We start from the raw sequence: 20,929 nt of genomic DNA on the forward strand, positions 1-20,929 counted from the left end.
CATCATCCGGTCATGGTCATTCCCAGCGTGCTGCCGGAACCCCCAGCCGTCTTGACTCCCTTCGAGACGGGGTGGCCGGTGCGTCTGGCCGACACCGACCGCGATCAGCGCTTGCGACTCGACGGGGTGGCACGCTATCTGCAGGACGTCGGTTACGACCATCTCGACGTTCTGCAGGACGGCGACATCCATCGACTGTGGGTGATCCGCAGGACGGTCTTCGACGCGCTGAAACCGCTTTCGTTCGGCGATTGGGCTACGCTGCGGCGCTGGCCCTCGGCGACGTCCACCCGGTGGTGCACGATGCGTGTCCAGGTCTGCGGCAGCGCAGGCGGTCTGGTGGAGACCGAGAGCTTCCTGATCCACTTCGGCACCGAGTCGGGCGTGCCGGCCCGGATGAGCGACCGGTTCCTCGCGCCGATGCTGGCCTGCACGACCGAGCATCGGCTGCGCTGGAAAGCCGAACTCACCGACCCGATGCCCGCGGCGGGCGAGCCCGGCGTCGAGACCCGGAATTTCCCGTTGCGAGTCACCGATATCGATCTGCTCGACCATATGAACAACGCGGTCTACCTCACCGCGCTGGAGGAGGTTCTCGCCGATCACGCCGAACTGAAATCCGGCCCGCACCGCGTGGTGGTCGAGTACGGGAAGCCGGTGCGCTCCGGTGAGGACGTCGAACTCGTGTCCCGCCGCACCGACACGAGCCTCGACGTGTGGTTCGCGGTCGGCGCGGAATGTCGAGCGGTCGCCCGCATCACTCCGCGCTAGCGAGCCAGATTCTCGACGGTGGCACGCGCGCCCCTGGTGCTCAATGAGTCCAGGGCCGCCAAATACGCGGACACGAAGCGCGGGTGCTCGATCAGATCCCCGAACAGGGAACGCTCCTCGAGGAACGCGGTGGGCTGCTCGCGCTGACGCCGTGCGAGTGGTGCGAGCCGGTCGCGTAGCCGGTCCACGATTTCGATCGGCTCCCCTCGCTCGTCGACGCCCTCGGCATAGCGTGCCCAGCTCGCGACGACGGCCGCCGCGCAGTCGATCTCGCCGCCGGTGGCGAGCTGCGCCCGGACCACCGGCAGCAGCCACTTCGGAATCCGGTCGGAGGATTCCGCGCACAGCCGGGCGATGGTGTCACCGATCGCGGGGTTGGCGAACCGGTCGAGCAGGGTCCGCTTGTAGGCGTCCAGATCGACACCGGGTACCGCGCGCAACGTCGGTGTCGCCTCGGCGTCCATGTATCGCAACAGGAATCGCCGGAAGGCCGGGTTCTGTGCGGCGTCGTGGACCAGCCGGTAGCCGCTGAGATATCCGAAGTAGCACAGCGCCTGGTGGCTCGCGTTCAGCAGTCGCAGCTTCATCAGCTCGTACGGGGTGACATCGTCGACGAGCTGCACGCCGACCTGCTCGAAGGGTGGGCGGCCGAGTCCGAAGGACTCCTCCAGCACCCACTGCGCGAACGGCTCCGTGACGACCGGCCAACGGTCGATGAGCCCATAGCGCCGCTCGATCTCGCCGGTGGCTCCGGGCGGAGTGACCGGAGTGATCCGGTCCACCATCGAATTCGGAAAACGCACCTGCTCCGCCACCCAGGATCCGAGCTCGGCATCGTGCAGCGCGGCGAACGCGCCGAACATCCGGCGCGCGACGTTCCCGTTGCCCTCGATGTTGTCGCAGGACAGCACGGTGAACGGCGCGATGCCGCGCGACCTGCGCCGGGCCAGGGCTTCGACGACGAGCCCGAAGACAGTGGCGGGCGGCGCGTCCCCGGCGAGATCGGCGCGAATCGCGGGATCGTCGGCGTCGAACTCCCCGGTGGCGGGCGCGATGTGGTACCCGCCCTCGGTGATGGTGAGCGAGACGATCCGGGTGGCCGGGTCGGCGAGCTTGGCCACGACGGCCTCCGGATCGTCCGGCGCGTACCGGTATTCGACGAGGGAGCCGATGGTGCGGGTGGTCCACGTGCCGTCGGGGGCGACGGTCGACAGCGTGTACAGGCAGTCCTGCGCCCGGAGCACGTCGCGCATGCGGCGATCACCGGGCAGGACGCCGACTCCGCAGATGCCCCACTCGTCTCCGAGGCCGCGTTCGAGCAATCGGTCGACGTACATCGCCTGGTGCGCGCGATGGAACCCGCCGACGCCGAAATGCACTATGCCCGGGGAGATTCGGGAGCGGTCGTAACCAGGTGTCGAGACGCGATCGGCGAACTCGGTCATCGTCGCCGCCCGCAAGGGTGTGGCCGTCCGTTCTGACATCCCCGCACCTCCCCGTGTCGTGTGGATCACACCATAGTGCAGTGCGGGGCCCTCACCGGGCGGTCAGCTCGGCGGTGACAGCAGCGAATCCAATCCGTGGCGCCGAGCGCCGAGTACCCGCTCGGCGTTCACTCGCTCGAGGTCGGCGGAGAATCGCTCGGCGCGCCGCCGATCGACGGCCAGGCGGGTGTCCTCCGCGACGAGGTCCGCGTTGATCGCGGCGGCGGCCGTGACGCCACCGGCGGCGGACTGCACCACCCCGGCGACCACGTCGGTGACGTTGCCCGCCACCCAGACGCCGGGGACCGAGGTGCGGCCACCGGTGTCGGCCACCACGTGGGTGCCCGCTCCCGAAGGGTGCCGGGCGGTTTCGGCGCCGAGGCCGAGCAGCAGCGCGTCGCGGGCGACCAGTAGCGGCGCGAGCGCGAGCGCGGCGATCGGCACGACGCGGCCGGATTCCAGCCGTGCTCCGGCGAGGCGGTCGTCCGCCACCTCCAGTGCGCTCACCACACCCTCCACCACCGCGATGCCGCGAGCCGCGAGCTGCTCGGCCTCTTGTGCGTCCGGCGCGGGAGAGGTGTGCCGCAACAGCGTCACCGAGGCGCTCCACTGCCGGAACAGCAGGGCGTGGTGTACCGAGCCGAGCACGCCGACCGGGCGGTCACGGATCTCCCAGCCGTGGCAGTACGGGCAGTGCACCACGTCGCGGCCCCACCGTTCGCGCAGGCCGTCGATCGGTGGCAGTTCGTCGGTCAAGCCGGTCGCGACGAGCAGTCGGCGAGCCTGCAACGGCTCGCCGCGGTCGGTGTCCACCACGAACCCGTCCGGCGTTCGCCGCGCCGCCACGGCCCGCGCGTACCTGATCCGCCCGCCGTACTGTTCCACTTCCCGTGCGCCGATCGTCACCAACGCCGCCGGTGGGATGCCGTCGCGGGTCAGCCATCCGTGCACACCCGCGGCGGGGGCGTTTCGCGGCTCGCGCGCGTCGACCACGACGACCGTGCGGCGCGCCCTCGCCAAGGTCAGCGCCGCCGACAAACCGGCTGCTCCGCCGCCGATCACCACCACATCCACTTGCTTTTCCTCAGCCATACCCCACCATGCAGAGCAAGCGTTGATTTCGGCAAACATTGTTGCCATTCTGGCAACCACACGCGGGCGTGTTCGCTCGATCCGGCGCGGCTGTGCCGGACGCGTTCGCCCCGTAGATCCGCCCCATGTACGGCCGACGGACGCAGGCGTCTCCGGCCGGGGCGTCCACCCGGTTTCACCCAGCGGGGCAAGCCGCCGCCTGGTTTATCGCCGCAGGGCTGGGTAGACCGTCGATGACCCGGATCGACGGCAGAAAGGCTCGAAGCGATGTCCCAACCCATCACCAGCACCCTGGACTCGGAGCAGCAGCGCATCGCGGGAGAGACGCTGCAGGCGACGGTGGTCGACCTGATCGACCTGTCGCTGATCGCGAAGCAGGCGCACTGGAATGTGGTCGGCTCCAACTTCCGGTCGGTGCACTTGGCGCTGGATGAATTGGTCACCGCGGCACGGGAGTTCACCGACGCCGCCGCGGAACGCGCCACCGCTGTCGGGGTCAGCCCGGACGGGCGCGCCGTGACCGTGGCCAGGGATTCCGGCGCGATCGGTATCGGCGAGGGCTGGCAGCAGGACACCGACATCATCGACGCGATCGTCGGCAACCTCGCCGCCGTGATCAAGCGGCTGCGGGAGCGGATCGCGGCGACCGAGAAGGCCGATCCGGTGACCCAGGATCTGTTCCTGGCCATCGCGGCGCGACTGGAGCAGTTGCACTGGATGTGGCAAGCGCAGCTCGCCACGGTCTGATGCGGGTGATCACGTGCGCGTTCGGCGCGCCCGCCACCGAGACCACCACGGTCGCGGTGCGGATCCCCGCCGACGCGCGACACCTGGCCCTGATCCGCGGGATGGCCGACACCGTTTGCCTGGTCGCCGACGTTCCCCTCGCCGCAGCCGCCGACATTCGCCTGGCGATCAACGAGGCGGCCACGATGCTGCTGGTGGGCTGCGTACCCGGTTCGACGCTGGGCTGTGAGTTCACCTACGGCGCCGACCGGATGAGCGTGCGCGTCGACACGGTCGGCGCGTCCGGCGACGAGATCGAGGGCGATCCGTTGAGCTGGGAACTGGTCCGCATGCTCACCACTTCCCTATCGATTTCTCGTGACCCTTTTGATTCGAAGATTGGCGGGTATCAGACCGTTATCGAGTTCAGTTGGGAACGAGGGCCATTTCATGACACGTGAGTTCACGACCGACGGAAACGGCGCGACGGGCCGCAGGCGTGCCGGCGACAGCTACGACAACATCGAGCCGTGGTTCGAGAAGATGGCCGCGATGGACGAGGACGATCCCCATCGCGCCGCGCTGCGCGAGGAGGTGACGCGGCGTTGTCTCCCGCTCGCCGAACACATCGCCCGCAAGTTCTCCGGCCGCGGCGAGTCCTACGACGACCTGCTGCAGATCGCCCGGGTGGGGCTGGTACTCGCGGTGGACCGTTTCGACGTCTCCCGGGGCAGCGCCTTCCTCGGGTTCGCGGTCCCCACCATCATGGGCGAGGTGCGCAGGCATTTCCGGGACAACACCTGGTCCCTGCGAGTGCCGCGACGGCTCAAGGAGATCCAGTTGCGCATCGGTCCCGCCACCGAGACGCTGTCGCATCGGCTCGGGCGAATGCCCACGGCACGGGAGATCGCCGCCGAATTGGACGTCGAGGTCGGCGAGGTCACCCAGGCGCTCATCGCGGGTAACGCCTACCAGACCAACTCCCTGGACGCGGGGGGCCGCGAGGACGGCGACGGCGCACCGCAACCGCTCGCCGACACCCTCGGCGCCGAGGAGCCGTGCTACAACCTGCTGGAGCAGGCGATGGCGGTGCGTCCGCTGATCGCGGAACTGCCCGCGCGCGATCGCCAGGTGCTGATCATGCGCTTCTTCGAGTCCAAGACACAGACCCAGATCGCGGAATACCTGGGCGTCTCCCAGATGCAGGTGTCGCGCATCCTCGCCCGGATTCTCGAGGATCTGCGCGAGCGCGCGCTCGGCTCCGACGATTTCGCCGCGCGCGCGGCCTGACTTGGCTCAGGAGCGTGCGCGACCGGCCGACTCGGTCATCGGTGTCGCGGAGACCTCGCCCGTCCAGCCGCACGGCAGGGCGCAGCCGGCGATGACCTTGGTCTCCCGCTCGCCGTTGTCGTAACGCAGCGTGGTGGTCTCCGCGTAAGCGGGATAGCCACACGCTCGGCATTTGCCGAAGAAATCGAGGATCTCCTCGGTGCGGGAGTGTGCGATTCGTCGTGCGGGCTTGTCGTCCATAACCTCTCCAGCCGGCGTGCGGTCCTGCCGAGCAGGCATCTGCGACGTTAGGATCGGCCCTCGGCGCCCGGCGGGGCTTTCGCTGATCGTTGGGTTGATTCACAGGCGCCGCGCGGGTGGATTGGGCCGGTTCCCAGGTTCAGGTGAATGCTGGGCAATCGCAGCGTATTTCCTGCGTATCGCTGGTAGTGGCGGCGAGGCAGGGGCTACTTGACCTTATCTGTGACTGACGTTACAAAGGAGCTACCCGCCGACCCGAAGTTCTTCGAACCGGCCGACGAGAAGTGCACAAGTTGGTTACCGATGTCATCGATGTGGTCGCGGAATTCGCGATCGCCCGCAAGACCATCTGGGATCTGCTGCTCGAACCGCAGACGTATCCGCGCATGTTCACCGGTATCGGCGCGTGCGAGCAGATCCAATCCGCCGACGGCAACGTGGTCTGGCAGATGCGTGTCGGCACCCACGGGACCGGCATCCGCACCCACCAGATCCGGCTGAGCGTGGGCCGGTGGTACGAGAGCTTCGAAATGCAGTACGCCGCACTCGGCAGCTTCGCCTCGGTGCGGCTGCACGGAGACGAGGAGCGCACCAAGGTCAGGGTCACCTATTTCGCGCCGAGCCGGGTGCACCCGCGCGTCGCGGAGCTGTCCAATGTGGCGATCGCGGAGTGGACCAAGAGCGGGCTGAAGCGGGTGGCCGATGTCGCCAAGGGCGCACGGACCTCGTTGGTGGTCAACGGCGAGGATTCGCCGATTCTGCGCAACGCGGGCGTCGCACGGCAGATGGTCGCCACCGGCGTCGTGCTGCCGGTGCGGCTCGATCGCAGCTTCAAACAGCTGCGCTCGCTGGCGAAGTGGGGGTTCAACCTGGCGGGTGGCTACGCCGCGGGCGCGGCGTACGCACCGGAGCGGACCGCGATCATCGACGACCGCGGCACCCGGTCCTTCGCCGACATGGACGAGCGGACCACCGCGCTGGCCGCGGCGATGGCCGCGCACGGTCTGGGCCCGGGCGACGCGATCGGACTGCTCGCGCGCAACCACGCGGGCATGGTCGAATGCATGGTCGCCGCGGGCAAACTCGGCGTGGACGTGGCCCTGCTGAATTCCGGGCTGGCGGGGCGCACCATCGAGGAGATCGTGCAGCGCGATCGGTTGTCGGCGCTGTTCGTCGACGGTGACCTGGAGGAGTTGGTGTGCTATTTGCACGCCGATATCCCGCGCTACAACACCGACGAACGGCCGCCTGCCCCGGACCGGACGACCGTGAATCAACTCGTGGCACAGGGGCACACCGATTTCCGCACGCCCGCCCAGCCTGGGCGGCTCATCGTGCTCACCTCCGGGACCAGCGGCACGCCGAAGGGGGCGCGCAGGCCGCATCCGAAGGGCTTCGGGTCCATCGCGGCGCTGTTGTCGCGCATCCCGATGCAGATGGACGAGACCATGCTGATCCCGGCGCCGCTGTTCCACACCTGGGGTCTGGCCGGGCTGCAGTTGAGTACCGCGCTGCGCGCGACCGTGGTGCTCGCCGAACGGTTCGACGCGGAGGACTGCCTGCGTCGCATTGCCGAGCACGAGGTCAACACGGTGATCGTGGTGCCGACCATGGTGCAGCGCATCCTCGATCTGCCCGCGCACGTGCGCGGGCGCTACGACACCTCCAGCCTGCGGCACATGATCAGTTGCGGTGCGCCGCTCGCGGGGGCGACCGTCGAGCGGTTCATGGACTCCTACGGCGACGTCCTCTACAACGTGTACGGCTCCACCGAGGTCTCGTGGGCGACGATCGCGACGCCCGAAGACCTGCACACCTCGCCCACCACGGCGGGCCGGCCGCCACTGGGCACCAAGGTCGCCGTGCTGGGGCCGGACCATCGCCGGTTGCCGATCGGCGCCACCGGGCACATCTTCGTCGGCAACCACATGTTGTTCGACGGGTACGTCAACTCGGCGCCACCGGACGAGGCGCACGGCATGCTGGACACCGGCGACCTCGGCTATCTCGACGCCGCGGGCCGGTTGTTCATCGCCGGACGAGACGACGAGATGATCATCTCCGGAGGCGAGAACGTCTTCCCGCGCCCGGTGGAGGAGGCTCTCGCACACCTGCCGCAGGTCAGCGACGTCGCGGTGGTCGGGGTGCCGGATCACGAATTCGGTCAGCGGCTCGTGGCGTTCGTGGTGAAACGCGAAGGGGCCGGGCTCGATTCGGACATGGTCCGCACCTACATCCGCAACCGCCTGAGCCGCTTCTCGGTTCCCCGCGACGTCACCTTCCTCTCGGCGCTGCCGCGCGGCGACACCGGCAAGATTCTCAAGCGTCTGCTCGCCGGGCCGGGTGCGGCGAAACCGGATCTGCCGCCGTCGATCAACGGGCTCGGAACGGCCGGCTCGTCCTGAGTTCCGCGCAGCGGGCCGTCGTGCCAGGAGTGCGCACGGCCGGCCCGTTGCCGCGGTAGCGCCCGGTCAGTAGACGGTGTCCTCCAGTTCGGTCAACGCGGACTCCAGGTGGTCGAGCAACCTGGCCACGTCCGGCACGCTGCGGCGGCAGGCGACGATGCCGATGTCGAGGCTGTCGGCGTTGCTGGTGAGGGTGATGTTCACCGCCTGGCCGTCGAGCGGGATCGACAGCGGATAGCTGGCGGCGACGCGGGCGCCGTTCCAGTACTGCGGTTCGCGCGGTCCGGGGATGTTGGAGATGACGATGTTGAACGGCGGGCTGGTCAGCGCGGTGGTGGCGGGCAGGAGCAGCGACAGCGCGAGCGGACTGAGCGTCAGCGCCGAGAGCGAGACCGCCTGCACGGGGGACAGCGCGCGGTAGATCTCTTTGCCGCGGTGCATCGAGGAGCTGATCGCCGCCAGCCGCGCCGCCGGATCGGGCAGATCGGTCGCGAGATTGCACAGCAGCGCCGCCACGGCATTGCCCCCGCTCTCGCCGTCGTCGGACTCCGGACGCAGCGACACCGGGACCATGGCGATCAGCGGTTTGTCCGGCAGAGCGAGGTGTTCGAGCAGGTAGGTGCGCAGCGCGCCCGCCGACATGGCGAGCACCACATCGTTGAGCGTGGTGCCGGTCATCTTCTTGACCTGGCGGATGCGATCCAGCGGCCAGGAGCGGGCGGCGCAGCGGCGTGCCCCACCGATCGGGACGTTGAACATGGTGCGCGGCGCGGCGAAGGGCAGCGTCAGTTGCTGCTCGAGCAGAGCGATGCGAGCCAGGCGCAGTACCGACGGGGCCGAGCCCGCCGCGGCGAGCAGCGTCCGCGCCCGCGTGCCGAGGGTGTGCCTGCGCGGCGGATTGGCGCGCTGCGCGGTCGAGGGCGGGAGGTCCCAGGGCACCAGCGCTTCGCCGGACTCGGGGGCGGTGGTGAGCGTGCGCTGCAACAGCCGCTGAGCGCCGACGCCATCGATGAGCGCGTGATGCATCTTCGCGTACAGGCCGACCCGGTCGCCGGCGAGCCCTTCGATCAGATGTGCTTCCCACAACGGTTTGTGCCGGTCGAGCAGGGTGCTGTGCAGTCCGGCGGCCACCTTGGTCATGGCTTCCAGTCCGCCCGGTTCCGGAAGGGCCCACCGCTGGATGTGGTAATCGAGTTCGACCGTGCTGTCCACCGTCCAGGCCAGCTGGGGTGTGCCGAACAGGCGAGACGGACGCTTGCGGAACATGGGATGGAAGTTCTGGTCGGCTGCCAGCGTCGCGTACGCGCGGCGGGCGAACTCGGGTCCGGAGCCGTCCACGGGGTCGAAGACCGACAGCGAGCCGACATGCATCGGGTGCTCGCGTGATTCCGCGACGAGGAACAGGGCGTCCACCGGCGAGATGAATTCCATAAGCAGTTCCTCCTGGCGACGCCACGGTCTGGTTCAGGACACGGGGACGGTCGGCGACGGGCGTGCCGGACTGCTCATGGCGCGGGTTATCTGCGCCGGTCGAACGACAATCCACAACCGATGATTCGATGCCGAATCCGGACCGGCTGGGCGGTTCGCCGCGGAATTGTGCGTCCGCGGCTCAGGAGAGGCGGCTGACCGGCCAATCGTGCGGCAGCGCGAGGCGTTCGCTGATCATGTGGATCGCGGTGTGCAGCGCCTGGATCTCGTCTACGCCGCTGGCCACCGACGCGCCCTGCTCGCTGATGTGGAACCGGCACAGGTGCGCGCGCCGGTCGGCCGCCAGATACGGCCTGCCGATGATGATCGACAGCGAGCTGTCGGCGTCGCGCAGTGTGCGGGCCGCGATGAGGGCCTGCGGTTCCTGCTCGGCCGTCGTGGCGGCGCGCGAGGGCCGGGTGGGGGCGGCGGGGAAGCAGAGGTCGGACGGTTCGGTCACGGCGAAGTGCGCGCCATGGCTGTTGGCCTGCCGCAGCTCCAGTGCGATCTCCTGGAAGGCGCGGTAGAGCGCGGCGATGGAATCGGCGCCGTGCGCCCAGCGCTCGCCGATGCCCTGGATGCGGAATCCGCACACCACGCCGGTGTCACCCGGTGCCATCTGCGGTTTTCCCACCTCGATCGACACTTCCCGCATCGCGTCGGAGACGGTGCGGGTGGCGATCACCTCTCTGATGCGCCGCCATTTCGTGCTCGCGATCGCACCGCCGTGTTCGGACTCGCGCACTGCGGGCGTGGTCGTGTCACCAGTGACCCGCGCCGGTATCGCTCTCATAGCGTGTGGAGTACCCAAGTTGCGGCCCGGTTTATCCTGCCGTTCGAGGTGACCTGGACCGCAGCGGCAAATCGGGTCGATGACCGCAGGATGGGTCGGAACGGCGGAGTTCGGCCGCCCGGCAGGCAGACCTGAACGGCTTCGACAGGGCGTCTCCCGCACCCGGGAACGGGATGTGCGCAGACGGTCGGGCGCGGCGAGTTGCTCGCCGAATACGGAGTCCGACGAAGACACGCCGGATCGGCAAAATGGCTACCCGATGGTTAACCTGCCTCGGGTTTGGCAGGCTGTCGCCGAAGTGTGATGGTGGGGCCGCGACGATGAGGAGGGGCGGACGAAGTGGTAACGATCGCGCAGTTGCGAGCGGTTCTGTCGATTCTGCGCGTCGACCCGGACGAGGTCGGCGCACAGCTGGGTGACACGGGTCTGCGTGGTCCGGACGCCGAGCGTGTCCTACTGGTCGGTTTGCTACACCGGATTGCGAGCAGTGAGCTGCGCCAGGTGGTCACCACGATGATGGACGACACCGAGGCCGCACGAGCCGCCGCGATGAGCACCTTGCCGGTGAACGGTGAGAATCCCACGGAACAGGCCCGTTTCGACGCGCACTGGCTGCACGATCGCATCGGCGCGTTGGCCGCGGGCACCACCGTGGACCCGGTGCCGGTGCTGCTGGACGCCGCCGCGCGGTCGACGGACGCGGCCGAGGTGCTGCTACTGCTCAGCCGCAACCCTCGCGGCCAGGACGCGGACACCAGATGGGAGCGGGCACTCGACGACCTGGGGCGGGCCTATCACCTGATCAACGACGAGCGCGTGGGTCGCTCGAACACGACGACCGCGCCGCTGTAGCGACGCGGTCGTCCACGGCTTCGTCCCGGCGGCACCGCCGCCGGGAGAATGTCACTTGGGTTGTGCCGGTGCGATTTGCGCGGGCTTGTCCGCGAAGCGGGTGGTGCCCTCGGCGGCCTGCAGCGTGGTGAGCAGGTCGACACCGGCCACGACGAGCGTGGGACCGCCGACCGCGACGGTGCCGAGGATGCCGCCGAGGCTCGCGCCGGTCAGCAGACCGGCCACGCAGCCGACGGCGATGGTGACCAGACAGCCGATCGTGGCGCCGATGGCGGTGCCGACGAAACCGCCGATCGCGGTGGCGAGTCCGAACTGGCTGGCGAATTCGTCACGGGCGCGCTGGTTTTCGGTCATCGATGCGACCGGTGTCGCGACGAGCGTTTCGCTGACCGCGATGCCCTCCGGCCTGGTCGGTCGAAGCTCCAGGACCGTGCTGTCCTTCTTCAGCTCCGGACGGACCGGAATGCTGGTGCCCGCGATCCGGAAGTCGAGGGGCAACGTCATGGCGACGTGGCCGTCGCGGTCACGGACATCGACCACGTCGATCACCTGCGCGACGTCGGCGGGGGCGCCGGTGCGGTCGACGAGCACGCCGTCCCGCTCGGTTAGTCGGGCGCTCTCCTCACCCGCGGGCTTGTCCCGCAGCGCTTTGGACAATTCGAAGGTTCCGCCCCGCAGCGCGGCGACGACCATGTGGTCGACGAGCCTGGCCGAGTAGGTGATGTCGGGAGCGGGTTCGGCGTGAGCGACGCCTGCGCCGATGGTCAACGAGCCGATGGCGAGTATCGCTGCCGCAGTGATGCCGCGGAGTTGCATGATTCGTCCATTCCTTCATCAGGTTTCGCAGCTGCGTCCCGCACGGCCGGACCCGCGCACTCCGGCGGCGCAAGAGCAGTCGTCCAAGGTCGCTGAGCAGCCTAGCAGCGCCCGCAGCAACCGATGAGCGTTCCGGCTCGACCGGTCGGAGATGTCCAGAAATTTCTCCGACCGGCCGTTTTCCGAATCCGTCGCCTCAGCGCGCCACCGCGAGTTCGCTTGCCGGCTCGGCCCGCAGGATCGTCGCGCTGGTGCCGGGTGGCCAGTCGAGGCCCGCGTCGAGCCGGTCGAGCACCTCGGCGCTGGGCTCCGGGTTGCGAGACCGCTCGATCTCGCTGACCACTTTGGCCGGTGGGCCGCCGTTGCCCGCCACGTCCGCCTGGGTCCACTTCATCTCCCGCCGCCGCGAACGCACGCGCGCGGCGAGCGCGTCGAGATCGAGAGCCGTCTCGGCCACGTCCGCGAGTTCGGGCTCGGGCTCGGCAGGCAGCGCCGGAACGCTGGGCTCGTCCGTCCGATGTTTTTCCCGCAGCAAGCCGTTGGTGATCAGCCTGGACCGTTTCCGCCTACCCATTTTCGCCACACGCTCTCCCATCCTCTGTCGAGTCGATCGATTGCGTCGCACTGCTCCGGCGGCGGGCGGCGTCCACCGCGCGGGGAACGCTGAACATCATGGGGGAGCGGGGGCGCGGACTCCGCTCGACGCGCCGGGCGCCGGCTCAGTGCGACCCGTCCTCCGGCTGGAGGAGCAGCACCGGAATCTCGCGCTCCGTCCAGGACTGGTAGGCGTCGAAGTCCGCGTAGAGGGCTACGAGCAAGGGCCACAACCGGTCTCTCTCCTCCCGCGTGGCCACGCGGGCACGGACGCGGCGGTGCTCGGCGCCGATCTGCACCCGGGTAGCCGGATGCGCCAGGAGGTTGAAGTACCACTGGGGATGGCTCGGCAGCCCGCCCTGTGAAGCGACGACCACCAGGTCGGCGTCGTCGACCAGATACAGCAGCGGAACGGTGAACAGCTTGCCCGATTTCCGGCCCCGGTGCTCGAGCAGCAAGGTCGGTACCGGCTTCCGAAAACCGGCGCCGATGCGCCATCGCCCGCCGATGCGCCCCCGGGTCCGACGAAAGACCCAGACCTGCGCTTTGGACATGTACTTGATGAGCGTCGTGACGAGCGGGGAATCGAGATTGCGCGGTCGGTTCGGCATCAGCGCACCTCCCGGGGGAGCGGGGGTGCCGGGGTGACGTCGAGCGGCGTAGCGAGTGATTGATCCATACCTTTGTCCGTAGTATCGTCCAGACAGTTGTCCGGTAACTATTCCATAGATATGCCCGGTGGTGCACGGACAGCGGAATCGGTGACGAGCGCGGTGGAGGAAACATGGATCGGGTCAGCGGCAAAGTCGTCCTGGTGACCGGTGCGGGGCGAGGCCAGGGCCGCAGCCACGCGCTCGCGCTGGCGGAGGAGGGCGCCGACATCATCGCCTTCGACATCTGCGCCGACATCGGCAGCAACGACTACGCGCTGGCGACCGAAGCGGACCTCGCCGAGACCGAGGAACTGGTGGCCGCGACCGGGCGCCGGGTCGTGGCGAAGAAGGTCGACGTGCGTGATCGCCCCGCGCTGCAAGCGGAGATCGCGGGGAGCGTCGCCGAGCTCGGGCGCTTGGACGTGGTGGTGGCGAACGCCGGAATCTGCCCGCTCGGCCATCATGTGCCGCTGCAGGGATTCGTCGACGTCTTCGACGTCAACTTCGTGGGCGTGGTGAACACGGTGCACGCCGCCCTGCCGCATCTGGGTGCGGGCGCCTCGATCATCGTGACCGGTTCGGTCGCGGGGCTGGTGCCGCAAACCGGTTTCAACGGCCAGCAGGCGCTGCAGGGCCCCGGCGGCGACGGCTACGGTCTGTCGAAGAAGATGATTCGTTCCTACACTCAGACTTTGGCGCTGACGCTCGGGCCGAGTTCGATCCGCATCAACGCGGTGCACCCGACCAACGTCGACACCGACATGCTGCACAACCCGGGTATGTATCAGATTTTCCGTCCCGACGTGCAGAACCCGACGCGCGAGGACGCGGAGGTCACCTTCCCCTTCATGCAAGCCATGCCGATTCCGTACGTCGAGTCCTCGGACATCTCGAACGCGGTCACGTTCCTGGCCTCCGACGAGTCACGGTACGTGACCGGCCTGCAGATGTTCGTCGACGGCGGGGCGTCGCTGAAACTGGGCCTGGCCGGCCAGTGAGGCGAAACGCGGTGTGCTACTTCAATATGAGCAACGCGCACCGTTCGATGCGGTCCGCGATATCGGAATACGATTCGTAGCCCATGCCCGCGTGCACCAGCGCGCCCGCGTAGAGCAATTCGAGCGATTCCAGAATGTCCGCGTCGGCTTCTTCGGACAGGGCGCGCGCGAGACGAGCGCGAATGTCCAGTCCGATGCGCGCTCGCAAATGCTCGACGTCGGGATCACGGCCGAGCAGCGCGTTGGTGACCGCGCCGGACAATTCCGGCTCGTCGGCGACCAGCAGCGCGATACCGCGCAGTTCGGCGATCACGCGCACGGTGGGGTCCGGGTCCTCGCTCACGGGCGAGGGCGTCGCCCGCAGTCTGCGCCAGAAGATTTCCGCGACCAGGTGTTCCTTGGAGGAGAAATAGGTGTACGCGGTCGCGGTGCCGACTTTGGCGTTGGCGGCGACCATGCGGACGGTCATGCCCGCGAACCCCTCCCGCGAAAGCACTTCCAGCGCCGACCGGGTGAGCTTGTCGACCGTATCGGCCTGCTTTCCGGACAAGCGCCGCCGCGTCGCCTCGACGGTTCTGGAATCGCTTTCGGACATGTGTCTAGATGGTAGTGTCGATATTCTGTTCGAGCAACATTCACGCTGCCGGAACCGTTGTGTTTCCGGCCACGGCGGAATTGCTGGGTGTTGGGGTGAAGCTACGGCTTGTCCACCGCGCCGAGTGGGCGGCCGATCCGCGCCAACTTGTCGGACAGGCGCGCGAGGTAGTCGAGCACCGCCGGTTCGTCCTTGTCCGGTAGGCCGTACACGACATCGGTGACGCCGGCGCGGTCCCACTCGTCCAGGCGTGCGGCGTCCGGTTTGAAGTCGAGGGCCACCACGCGTGGACGTCCGTCCCGCCCCGCCTGCCGCCAGATCTCGTGGAGCTGTGCCAGTCGATCCGAGATGTCCATCTCCCCCGGTGTGGTGATCCAGCCGTCGGCGGACTCGGTGATCCATCGGAAGGTGCGTTCGGTACCCGCCGCGCCGATCAGCACCGGTACCGAGCGCCGCACCGGTTTCGGCCACGCCCAGCTCGGGCCGAAGCGCACGTACTCGCCCTCGTGGCTCGCCTCGTCCTGGCTCCACAGCGCCCGCATCGCCGTCAGGTACTCGCGCAGCACGGTGCGCCGTTTGTTCGGCGGCACACCGTGATCGGCCAATTCGTCGGTGTTCCAGCCGAATCCGGCACCGAGGACGACCCGTCCGCCGCTGAGATGGTCGAGGGAGGCGATCGTCTTGGCCAGGGTGATCGGATCGTGCTCGACCGGGAGCGCGACGGCGGTGGCCAGCTCGATGCGTTCGGTGACGGCGGCCGCCATGGACAGCGCCACCCAGGGATCCAGCGTGCGCAGGTACCGATCGTCGGGGAGGGAAGCGTCGCCGGTCTGGGGGTGCGCCGCGTTGCGCGCGACCGGGATGTGGGTGTGCTCGGGGACGTAGAAGGCGTCGAATCCCGCCTGCTCCGTCGCGCGGGCGGCCGCGGCCGGGGTGATGCCGCGATCGCTGGTGAACAGCACGATGCCGAATCGCATGGAAATCCCTGCCTTGTCGAGTCGTTCGATATGGCGATCGGTCTACCGCCGCCGGGTTTCCCGTTGCGCTGCTGGTGTGCGCAACACCGGTGCAGCGCGCAGGGCCATGGATCGCACGTAGTGTCTGGACAGCTGTTCGGAATATAGTCCGACATGTCGAGTCGGACAAGAACGCGTTCTCGTTTCGCGGCGCGGTCCGGCAGATCGCGACCGCTGGGGCCCCGGTTTCGAAGAGATCGGTGGTTCGGGATTGTCCTGCAAATGTGTGAGTGGTAGCGTCCAGACACATGTCCAGCTATGTGTCTCTCCACGGTGGGGCTTGGCTGCTTCCCGTTGAGAACTTGTTCTCGGATTCGGAGTGTGGGCGATGACGGCTGCGGTGGAGCCGCTGGTGTTCGATCCGTATGACTACGGGTTCCACGAGGACCCGTACCCGACGTATCGGCGGCTGCGGGAGGAGGCGCCGCTGTATCACAACCCGGCCCTGGGGTTCTGGGCGCTGTCGCGGCATGCGGATGTGATCGGGGGCTTCCGCGACAGTGTGCGGTTGTCGAGTGCGAATGGGGTGTCGCTGGATCCGGCGGCGTGGGGGCCGCACGCACATCGGGTGATGTCGTTTCTGGCGATGGACGATCCGCGACATGTGCGGATGCGGCGGTTGGTGTTCAAGGGGTTCACCCCGAAGCGGGTCGCGGAGATGGAAGACCGGATCCTGGAGCTGACGCTGTCGTATCTGGAGCCCGCGTTGGCCGGTGGGGCCTTCGACTGGATCGATGAGGTCGCGGGCAAGCTGCCGATGGACGTCATCTCCGAACTCATGGGGGTACCGGCCGCGGACCGGGTGGAGATCCGCCGGTTGGCGGATCTGGTGGTGCATCGGGAGGACGGTGTGCTCGACATCCCGATGGCCGCGGCGGAGGCGTCGATGACGCTGCTGGGCTATTACACCGAGATGGTGGCCGAGCGCCGGCGCGCGCGGAAGGACGATCTGACCTCGGCGCTGCTGGATGCCGAGATCGAGGGTGACCGGTTGTCCGATGAGGAGATCATCGGTTTCTTGTTTCTGATGGTGGTGGCCGGTAACGAGACCACCACGAAACTACTCGGCAACGCCTTGTATTGGGCCGCGCGGAATCCGGCGGAGTACGCGAAAGTCGTCGCCGATGCGGAGTTGGTGCCGCAGTGGGTGGAGGAGACATTGCGGTATGACACCTCCAGCCAGGTGATCGCACGTACGGCGACGCAGGATCTCGATTACCACGGCGGTGTGATTCCGGCGGGTGCGAAGGTGTTGTTGCTGATCGGTTCGGCCAATCGTGATCCCGCGGTGTTCGAGGACGGTGACAGCTTCCGGATCGATCGCGCCGACAAGTCGGGATTGGCCAGTTTCGGTGCGGGGGTGCACTTCTGCCTGGGGGCGCACCTGGCGCGGCTGGAAGCGACGGTCGCGCTGCAGGAGTTCGCTTCCCGAGTGCGTTCCTATGACGTCGTCGAGTCCGGGATCGCACGTGTTCATTCGTCCAACGTGCGTGGTTTCGCGCACTTGCCCGTCACCGTGGAGACCCGATGAGCCGTCGTCCCCATCGGGTACGTGTGCCGGGATCGCTCCGCCGGGCCGCGAGGAGCCGGCCATGAGAATCCGGGCCGACCTGGATCTGTGCCAAGGACACGCGGTCTGCCAGGCCGAGGCGCCGGAGGTGTTCACGGTGCCCAAACGCGGCCGGGTCGAGATCCTCGACGACGCACCGACCGGCGAGCTCGAGCCCGCCGTGGCGAACGCGATTCGATACTGCCCCACCCAAGCCCTGTCGATCGCCGACGAAGGCGCGACCGACTCCTCTCCGAAAGGTACCGACTGATGGCAAGTTTCGACCGCGCCGAACTCGACGAGATGATCCAGCGCTGGATCGTGGAGAACCAGCGCTGCGAGGAGAAGGGCGACTGGAAGCCGCTCGCACAGATGTACACCGAAGACGCCACCTATGGCTGGAATTACGGTCCCACCCAGGAATTCATGGCCGTCGGGCGCGACGAGATCCGCGATATCGCCCTCGGCCAGGAGATGGCCGGGCTGGAGGGCTGGACCTACCCGTACCAGGAATTCGTGGTCGACGAACGCAGCGGCAACGTCATCGGATTGTGGAAGCAGATCAGCGAGGCCAAGCGTCCCGATGGGCGCAACTACTCGCCCGAGGGCATCGGCGGCAGCTGGTTCCGCTACGGGGGCGACTTCCAGTGGTCCTGGCAGCGCGATTTCTTCGACTTCGGCAACGTCTCGGCGCTGTTCGTCGAGATGATCACGAACAACGCGCTCACGCCGGGCATGCAGAAGCGCATCGAGCGCTCCGTCTCCGGCAAGCCGCTGCCGGGCTGGTACCGCATCGGCGAATCCCCCGTCGCGCTGTGGTGACCGACATGACCGCACCACACAGCCGATTCGCCGGCCTGGATCGGAACACCCTGGCCGCGCTGGTGCCCGAACTGCTGCTGTGCGGGCACCTCATCGACCGCTCCGGCATGGCGCACTCGATCACCGCGTTCGGCCGCGAGGGCATGACCGAGATCGCCATCGAGGAGTGGCAGGTGGCCAGCCCGGTCTACACCCGCCGCATGCAGCGCGCACTCGGCTTCGCAGGCGACGGCGTGGAGACCATCTTCAAAGGCATGCAACTGGAAATCGGCGCGCCACCGCAGTTCATGGACTTCCGCTTCCGGGTCGACGATCATCACCACGGCGAGTTCTGGCTCGACCACTGCGGCGCGCTCGCCGACGTGGAACCGATGGGCGAGGACTTCGTCGTGTCGATGTGCCACGACATCGAGGACCCGACGTTCGACGCGACCGCCCTGGCCACCAACCCGCACGCCCAGGTCCGGCCGATCCACCGGCCACCGCGCAATCCGGCCGGACGGACGCCGGTGTGCGCGTGGACGGTGGTCATCGATCCCGCTCACACGCCGCCGTCGGTGCCGCCCAACGCCGAGCTGGTCGCCGAGTCGGCGGCGGCCGTACTGGAGCTGGGCGAGATCGACCGCGACGACGAAGGGCGGCCCGACTACTCCGGACCGTTGCTCAGCGACGTACGCTTCGCCGACTTCTCCCGCTCCGCGCTGGTGCGCATCGCCGACGAAGTCTGCTTGCAGCAGCATCTGCTCACCCTGGGTTTCATGATCGCGGTGCGCGCCCGCACGGACGCCGCGGCGGCGCTGGAGATCGGGCGCAAACAGTTCGCCGGGATCGCCGGGATCACCAGTGAACGCCTGCGCAACTGCCTCGGTCTCGGTGACGACGCCGCCGCGCTCGCGACGGTGCTGCGGCTACATCCCGCTCTTAACCCGCTGCCCTACACCGGGATCGAGATCGACGACTCCGGCGAGACGGTCACGGTGACATTTCCGTCCGCGAGCGGCGCGCACACCGACGGAACCTGGCCGTCGATGCTCGGACCGGAGCACCTGGAGCCCCTCAACGCCCTGGTCCGCGGCGTGAATCCGCGTTTTTCCCTCGAGGTCCGCACCGCGGGCGAGCACGGATGGTGCGCAGGCATCACGCTCGGCGACAAACCGTTCCGGGAGGCGTCGGAGGTCGCGATCACGCGGTTCAGCACCGGCGCCGCCTTCACCTTCACCGACCGGGGGATACCCCTGCCGCTCACCGTCGTGTGACAGCCCCACCCAGAGATGGAACGACATGGCAAACAATTTCGCCGACCTCTTCGAGCACTCCGTGGACGCCATGCCCGAGCGGGCGGCGCTGATCGAGTCCGGACGCCGGGTGACCTTCCGTGAACTCGACGCCCGGGCCAACCAGCTCGCGCATTATCTGGCGACCGTGGGCGTCGGCCCGGGAACCCACGTGGGGTTCCAGATGCACAACGGCATCGAGACGATGGAGACACTGATCGCGTGTTTCAAACTCGCCGCCGTCCCGATCAACATCAATTACCGGTACGGCGTCGGCGAACTGGCCTATGTCTACGCCAACGCGGATCTGGAAGTGCTCGTGCATCACTCCTGTTACTCCGAAGCCGTCCGGGAAGCCCGGGCGCAAACGCCGATGTTGCGGCACACGATCTGCGTCGAAGACGAATTCGGCACCGGCACAGCGGAGTTCGCGGACGCGGCATACGAGTCGGCGCTTGCGGCCCGGCCGGCGGACCGCCCGATGGTCCGGCGCGGCCCCGATGACCTGTTCATGATGTACACCGGGGGAACCACCGGTATGCCGAAAGGCGTGATGTGGCGGCAAGAGGACATGTGGCGGGTCCTCGGCGGCGGCATCGACTTCTACACCGGCGAGCCGGTCGCCGACGAGTTCCAGCAGTCCCGCACCGGCGCCCAGACCGATCCGAGCCAGTGGCTGGTGCTGCCGCCGCTGATCCACGCCGCCGCCATGATGCCCACCTTCACCGCGCTGTGGTCGGGAAACACCGTGATCTTCGAGTCCCGTTTCGACGCGGGACGCATCTGGCGGACCGTCGCGCAGCAGCGACCTCAGGTCATGGTGATCACCGGTGACGCCATGGCCCGCCCGCTGATCGAGGCGTACCGGCGCGACCCGGTGGACGCGTCGTCATTGCTGGCGATCGCCTCCGGCGCCGCGCTGCTGTCGCAATCGGTGAAGAACACGCTGCTGGAGCTGTTTCCGTGGGCGGTCGTCTCGGACTCCATCGGATCGTCGGAGACCGGTTTCGGCGGTATCGGATTCGCGCAGAAGCACGACGATCCCGCGCGCGGACCGCGGGTGCAGACCGGCCGCGGCGCGGTCGTGGTGGACGACGACGGCCGCCGGGTTCCGCCCGGTGCGGAGGGCTGGCTGGCCAAGACCGGCAACGTGCCGATCGGCTACTACAAGGATCCCGGCAAGACCGAGAAGCTGTTCAAGACCGTGGACGGCCTGCGCATGGTCGTCACCGACGACCGCGCCCGCGCCGAGACCGACGGGTCGATCACCCTGATCGGCCGCGGCAACATGGTGATCAACACCGGTGGCGAGAAGGTGTTCGTCGAAGAGGTCGAAAGCGTCGTGAAGGCGCACGACGCGATCGCCGACGCGGTGGTGATCGGGGTGCCGCACGAACGCTGGGGACATCAGGTCGCCGCGGTGGTGTCGCTGTCGGGGCCGGAGCCGGTGGAGTTCACCGACCTGCACGCGCACGTTCGCCGGTACCTG

At 68.2% G+C, this 20,929-nt stretch carries 22 protein-coding genes; 12 read left to right on the top strand and 10 right to left on the bottom strand.

The genetic code is table 11. From position 1 onward, the window contains the following. The first annotated feature begins 12 nt into the window (after positions 1-12). Positions 13-771: an acyl-[acyl-carrier-protein] thioesterase gene (locus tag ON19_RS11220; RefSeq protein ID WP_043689853.1), complete on the top strand. Its 759-nt coding sequence runs from the start codon at positions 13-15 to the stop codon at positions 769-771. Here ON19_RS11220 and ON19_RS11225 read toward each other — a convergent pair. Continuing rightward, the gene (locus tag ON19_RS11225; protein ID WP_083899288.1) at positions 768-2,255 is read right to left on the bottom strand and encodes a mannitol dehydrogenase family protein; all 1,488 of its coding nucleotides are present in this window, start codon (positions 2,253-2,255) and stop codon (positions 768-770) included. The genes ON19_RS11220 and ON19_RS11225 overlap by 4 nt on opposite strands. 63 nt (positions 2,256-2,318) lie before the next feature. After that, positions 2,319-3,347, bottom strand: coding sequence for an NAD(P)/FAD-dependent oxidoreductase (locus ON19_RS11230; RefSeq protein ID WP_043689856.1), 1,029 nt, complete (start codon positions 3,345-3,347; stop codon positions 2,319-2,321). 267 nt (positions 3,348-3,614) lie between these two features. Here ON19_RS11230 and ON19_RS11235 point away from each other — a divergent pair, with 267 nt between their 5' ends. The 3 genes from ON19_RS11235 to ON19_RS11245 all read left to right on the top strand — a co-directional run bounded on the left by ON19_RS11235 (position 3,615) and on the right by ON19_RS11245 (position 5,363). Continuing rightward, positions 3,615-4,094 carry a Dps family protein gene (locus ON19_RS11235; RefSeq protein ID WP_043689858.1) on the top strand — a complete coding sequence of 160 codons (480 nt, stop codon included), beginning with the start codon at positions 3,615-3,617 and terminating at the stop codon, positions 4,092-4,094. A 101-nt stretch (positions 4,095-4,195) separates the two neighbouring features. Continuing rightward, on the top strand, positions 4,196-4,534 hold the full coding sequence (locus ON19_RS11240) for an anti-sigma factor (protein WP_157229655.1): 339 nt from the start codon (positions 4,196-4,198) through the stop codon (positions 4,532-4,534). Beyond that, the gene (locus tag ON19_RS11245) at positions 4,524-5,363 is read left to right on the top strand and encodes an RNA polymerase sigma factor SigF (protein WP_043689861.1); all 840 of its coding nucleotides are present in this window, start codon (positions 4,524-4,526) and stop codon (positions 5,361-5,363) included. The genes ON19_RS11240 and ON19_RS11245 overlap by 11 nt, the downstream gene beginning before the upstream one ends. Before the next feature lie 6 nt (positions 5,364-5,369). Here the strand turns inward: ON19_RS11245 and ON19_RS11250 are convergent, their stop codons facing one another. Then, the gene (locus ON19_RS11250) at positions 5,370-5,603 is read right to left on the bottom strand and encodes a hypothetical protein (protein WP_043689863.1); all 234 of its coding nucleotides are present in this window, start codon (positions 5,601-5,603) and stop codon (positions 5,370-5,372) included. Positions 5,604-5,896: 293 nt separating this feature from the next. On the opposite strand from ON19_RS11250, the gene ON19_RS11255 reads away from it, so the two are divergent. Beyond that, complete coding sequence (locus tag ON19_RS11255; RefSeq protein WP_051168742.1) at positions 5,897-8,008, top strand: AMP-binding protein; 2,112 nt, start codon at positions 5,897-5,899, stop codon at positions 8,006-8,008. A 66-nt stretch (positions 8,009-8,074) separates the two neighbouring features. On the opposite strand, the gene ON19_RS11260 is transcribed toward ON19_RS11255, so the two are convergent. Together ON19_RS11260 and ON19_RS11265 are read right to left on the bottom strand one after the other, a co-directional pair. Beyond that, positions 8,075-9,439 carry a WS/DGAT/MGAT family O-acyltransferase gene (locus tag ON19_RS11260; RefSeq protein WP_043689864.1) on the bottom strand — a complete coding sequence of 455 codons (1,365 nt, stop codon included), beginning with the start codon at positions 9,437-9,439 and terminating at the stop codon, positions 8,075-8,077. Between the two features lie 181 nt (positions 9,440-9,620). Further along, positions 9,621-10,271, bottom strand: a complete 651-nt coding sequence (locus tag ON19_RS11265) for a DUF6968 family protein (RefSeq protein ID WP_157229656.1) — start codon at positions 10,269-10,271, stop codon at positions 9,621-9,623. A gap of 339 nt (positions 10,272-10,610) precedes the next feature. On the opposite strand from ON19_RS11265, the gene ON19_RS11270 reads away from it, so the two are divergent. Continuing rightward, the gene (locus ON19_RS11270; RefSeq protein ID WP_043689870.1) at positions 10,611-11,123 is read left to right on the top strand and encodes a hypothetical protein; all 513 of its coding nucleotides are present in this window, start codon (positions 10,611-10,613) and stop codon (positions 11,121-11,123) included. A 51-nt stretch (positions 11,124-11,174) separates the two neighbouring features. Here ON19_RS11270 and ON19_RS11275 read toward each other — a convergent pair whose 3' ends face one another. The 3 genes from ON19_RS11275 to ON19_RS11285 form a co-directional block, all read right to left on the bottom strand. Then, entirely contained in the window at positions 11,175-11,939 is a 765-nt protein-coding gene (locus ON19_RS11275; RefSeq protein WP_043689873.1) for a DUF8020 domain-containing protein, read from the bottom strand. Between the two features lie 196 nt (positions 11,940-12,135). After that, positions 12,136-12,522, bottom strand: a complete 387-nt coding sequence (locus ON19_RS38830) for a helix-turn-helix domain-containing protein (RefSeq protein WP_157229657.1) — start codon at positions 12,520-12,522, stop codon at positions 12,136-12,138. 136 nt (positions 12,523-12,658) lie between these two features. Next, on the bottom strand, positions 12,659-13,144 hold the full coding sequence (locus ON19_RS11285; RefSeq protein ID WP_043689880.1) for a nitroreductase family deazaflavin-dependent oxidoreductase: 486 nt from the start codon (positions 13,142-13,144) through the stop codon (positions 12,659-12,661). Between the two features lie 173 nt (positions 13,145-13,317). Here ON19_RS11285 and ON19_RS11290 point away from each other — a divergent pair, with 173 nt between their 5' ends. Then, complete coding sequence (locus ON19_RS11290) at positions 13,318-14,184, top strand: mycofactocin-coupled SDR family oxidoreductase (RefSeq protein ID WP_043689884.1); 867 nt, start codon at positions 13,318-13,320, stop codon at positions 14,182-14,184. A 16-nt stretch (positions 14,185-14,200) separates the two neighbouring features. Here ON19_RS11290 and ON19_RS11295 read toward each other — a convergent pair whose 3' ends face one another. Then, positions 14,201-14,779, bottom strand: coding sequence for a TetR/AcrR family transcriptional regulator (locus tag ON19_RS11295; protein ID WP_043689887.1), 579 nt, complete (start codon positions 14,777-14,779; stop codon positions 14,201-14,203). A 101-nt stretch (positions 14,780-14,880) separates the two neighbouring features. Then, positions 14,881-15,756 (bottom strand): LLM class F420-dependent oxidoreductase, encoded by an 876-nt coding sequence (locus ON19_RS11300; RefSeq protein ID WP_043689890.1) that lies wholly within the window; start codon positions 15,754-15,756, stop codon positions 14,881-14,883. 367 nt (positions 15,757-16,123) lie between these two features. Here ON19_RS11300 and ON19_RS11305 point away from each other — a divergent pair, with 367 nt between their 5' ends. The 5 genes from ON19_RS11305 to ON19_RS11325 form a co-directional block, all read left to right on the top strand. Continuing rightward, on the top strand, positions 16,124-17,326 hold the full coding sequence (locus tag ON19_RS11305; RefSeq protein WP_043689892.1) for a cytochrome P450: 1,203 nt from the start codon (positions 16,124-16,126) through the stop codon (positions 17,324-17,326). Positions 17,327-17,387: 61 nt separating this feature from the next. Next, a complete protein-coding gene (locus tag ON19_RS11310) occupies positions 17,388-17,615 on the top strand; it encodes a ferredoxin (protein WP_043689895.1) in 228 nt (75 codons plus the stop codon). Then, positions 17,615-18,166 (top strand): Cif family virulence factor, encoded by a 552-nt coding sequence (locus ON19_RS11315; protein ID WP_043689897.1) that lies wholly within the window; start codon positions 17,615-17,617, stop codon positions 18,164-18,166. The genes ON19_RS11310 and ON19_RS11315 overlap by 1 nt, the downstream gene beginning before the upstream one ends. A 5-nt stretch (positions 18,167-18,171) precedes the next feature. Beyond that, the gene (locus tag ON19_RS11320) at positions 18,172-19,422 is read left to right on the top strand and encodes a hypothetical protein (RefSeq protein ID WP_043689923.1); all 1,251 of its coding nucleotides are present in this window, start codon (positions 18,172-18,174) and stop codon (positions 19,420-19,422) included. Positions 19,423-19,447: 25 nt separating this feature from the next. Beyond that, positions 19,448-20,929 (top strand): AMP-binding protein (locus tag ON19_RS11325; protein ID WP_043689900.1); only part of this gene is annotated, 1,482 nt, incomplete at its 3' end.

The sequence above is a fragment of the Nocardia abscessus NBRC 100374 genome, assembly GCF_000308455.1.
Classification (GTDB): Bacteria; Actinomycetota; Actinomycetes; order Mycobacteriales; family Mycobacteriaceae; genus Nocardia; species Nocardia abscessus.

Excerpts from the sequence above, each read along its gene's own strand:
- ON19_RS11305 (WP_043689892.1), top strand. The coding sequence starts at position 16,124 with ATGACGGCTGCGGTGGAGCCGCTGGTGTTCGATCCGTATGACTACGGG.
- ON19_RS11260 (WP_043689864.1), bottom strand. The coding sequence starts at position 9,439 with ATGGAATTCATCTCGCCGGTGGACGCCCTGTTCCTCGTCGCGGAATCA.
- ON19_RS11230 (WP_043689856.1), bottom strand. The coding sequence starts at position 3,347 with ATGGCTGAGGAAAAGCAAGTGGATGTGGTGGTGATCGGCGGCGGAGCA.
- ON19_RS11250 (WP_043689863.1), bottom strand. The coding sequence starts at position 5,603 with ATGGACGACAAGCCCGCACGACGAATCGCACACTCCCGCACCGAGGAG.
- ON19_RS11225 (WP_083899288.1), bottom strand. The coding sequence starts at position 2,255 with ATGTCAGAACGGACGGCCACACCCTTGCGGGCGGCGACGATGACCGAG.
- ON19_RS11265 (WP_157229656.1), bottom strand. The coding sequence starts at position 10,271 with ATGAGAGCGATACCGGCGCGGGTCACTGGTGACACGACCACGCCCGCA.
- ON19_RS11295 (WP_043689887.1), bottom strand. The coding sequence starts at position 14,779 with ATGTCCGAAAGCGATTCCAGAACCGTCGAGGCGACGCGGCGGCGCTTG.
- ON19_RS11310 (WP_043689895.1), top strand. The coding sequence starts at position 17,388 with ATGAGAATCCGGGCCGACCTGGATCTGTGCCAAGGACACGCGGTCTGC.
- ON19_RS11290 (WP_043689884.1), top strand. The coding sequence starts at position 13,318 with ATGGATCGGGTCAGCGGCAAAGTCGTCCTGGTGACCGGTGCGGGGCGA.
- ON19_RS11245 (WP_043689861.1), top strand. The coding sequence starts at position 4,524 with ATGACACGTGAGTTCACGACCGACGGAAACGGCGCGACGGGCCGCAGG.
- ON19_RS11285 (WP_043689880.1), bottom strand. The coding sequence starts at position 13,144 with ATGCCGAACCGACCGCGCAATCTCGATTCCCCGCTCGTCACGACGCTC.
- ON19_RS11315 (WP_043689897.1), top strand. The coding sequence starts at position 17,615 with ATGGCAAGTTTCGACCGCGCCGAACTCGACGAGATGATCCAGCGCTGG.
- ON19_RS11275 (WP_043689873.1), bottom strand. The coding sequence starts at position 11,939 with ATGCAACTCCGCGGCATCACTGCGGCAGCGATACTCGCCATCGGCTCG.
- ON19_RS11300 (WP_043689890.1), bottom strand. The coding sequence starts at position 15,756 with ATGCGATTCGGCATCGTGCTGTTCACCAGCGATCGCGGCATCACCCCG.
- ON19_RS11320 (WP_043689923.1), top strand. The coding sequence starts at position 18,172 with ATGACCGCACCACACAGCCGATTCGCCGGCCTGGATCGGAACACCCTG.
- ON19_RS11235 (WP_043689858.1), top strand. The coding sequence starts at position 3,615 with ATGTCCCAACCCATCACCAGCACCCTGGACTCGGAGCAGCAGCGCATC.
- ON19_RS11240 (WP_157229655.1), top strand. The coding sequence starts at position 4,196 with ATGGCCGACACCGTTTGCCTGGTCGCCGACGTTCCCCTCGCCGCAGCC.
- ON19_RS11220 (WP_043689853.1), top strand. The coding sequence starts at position 13 with ATGGTCATTCCCAGCGTGCTGCCGGAACCCCCAGCCGTCTTGACTCCC.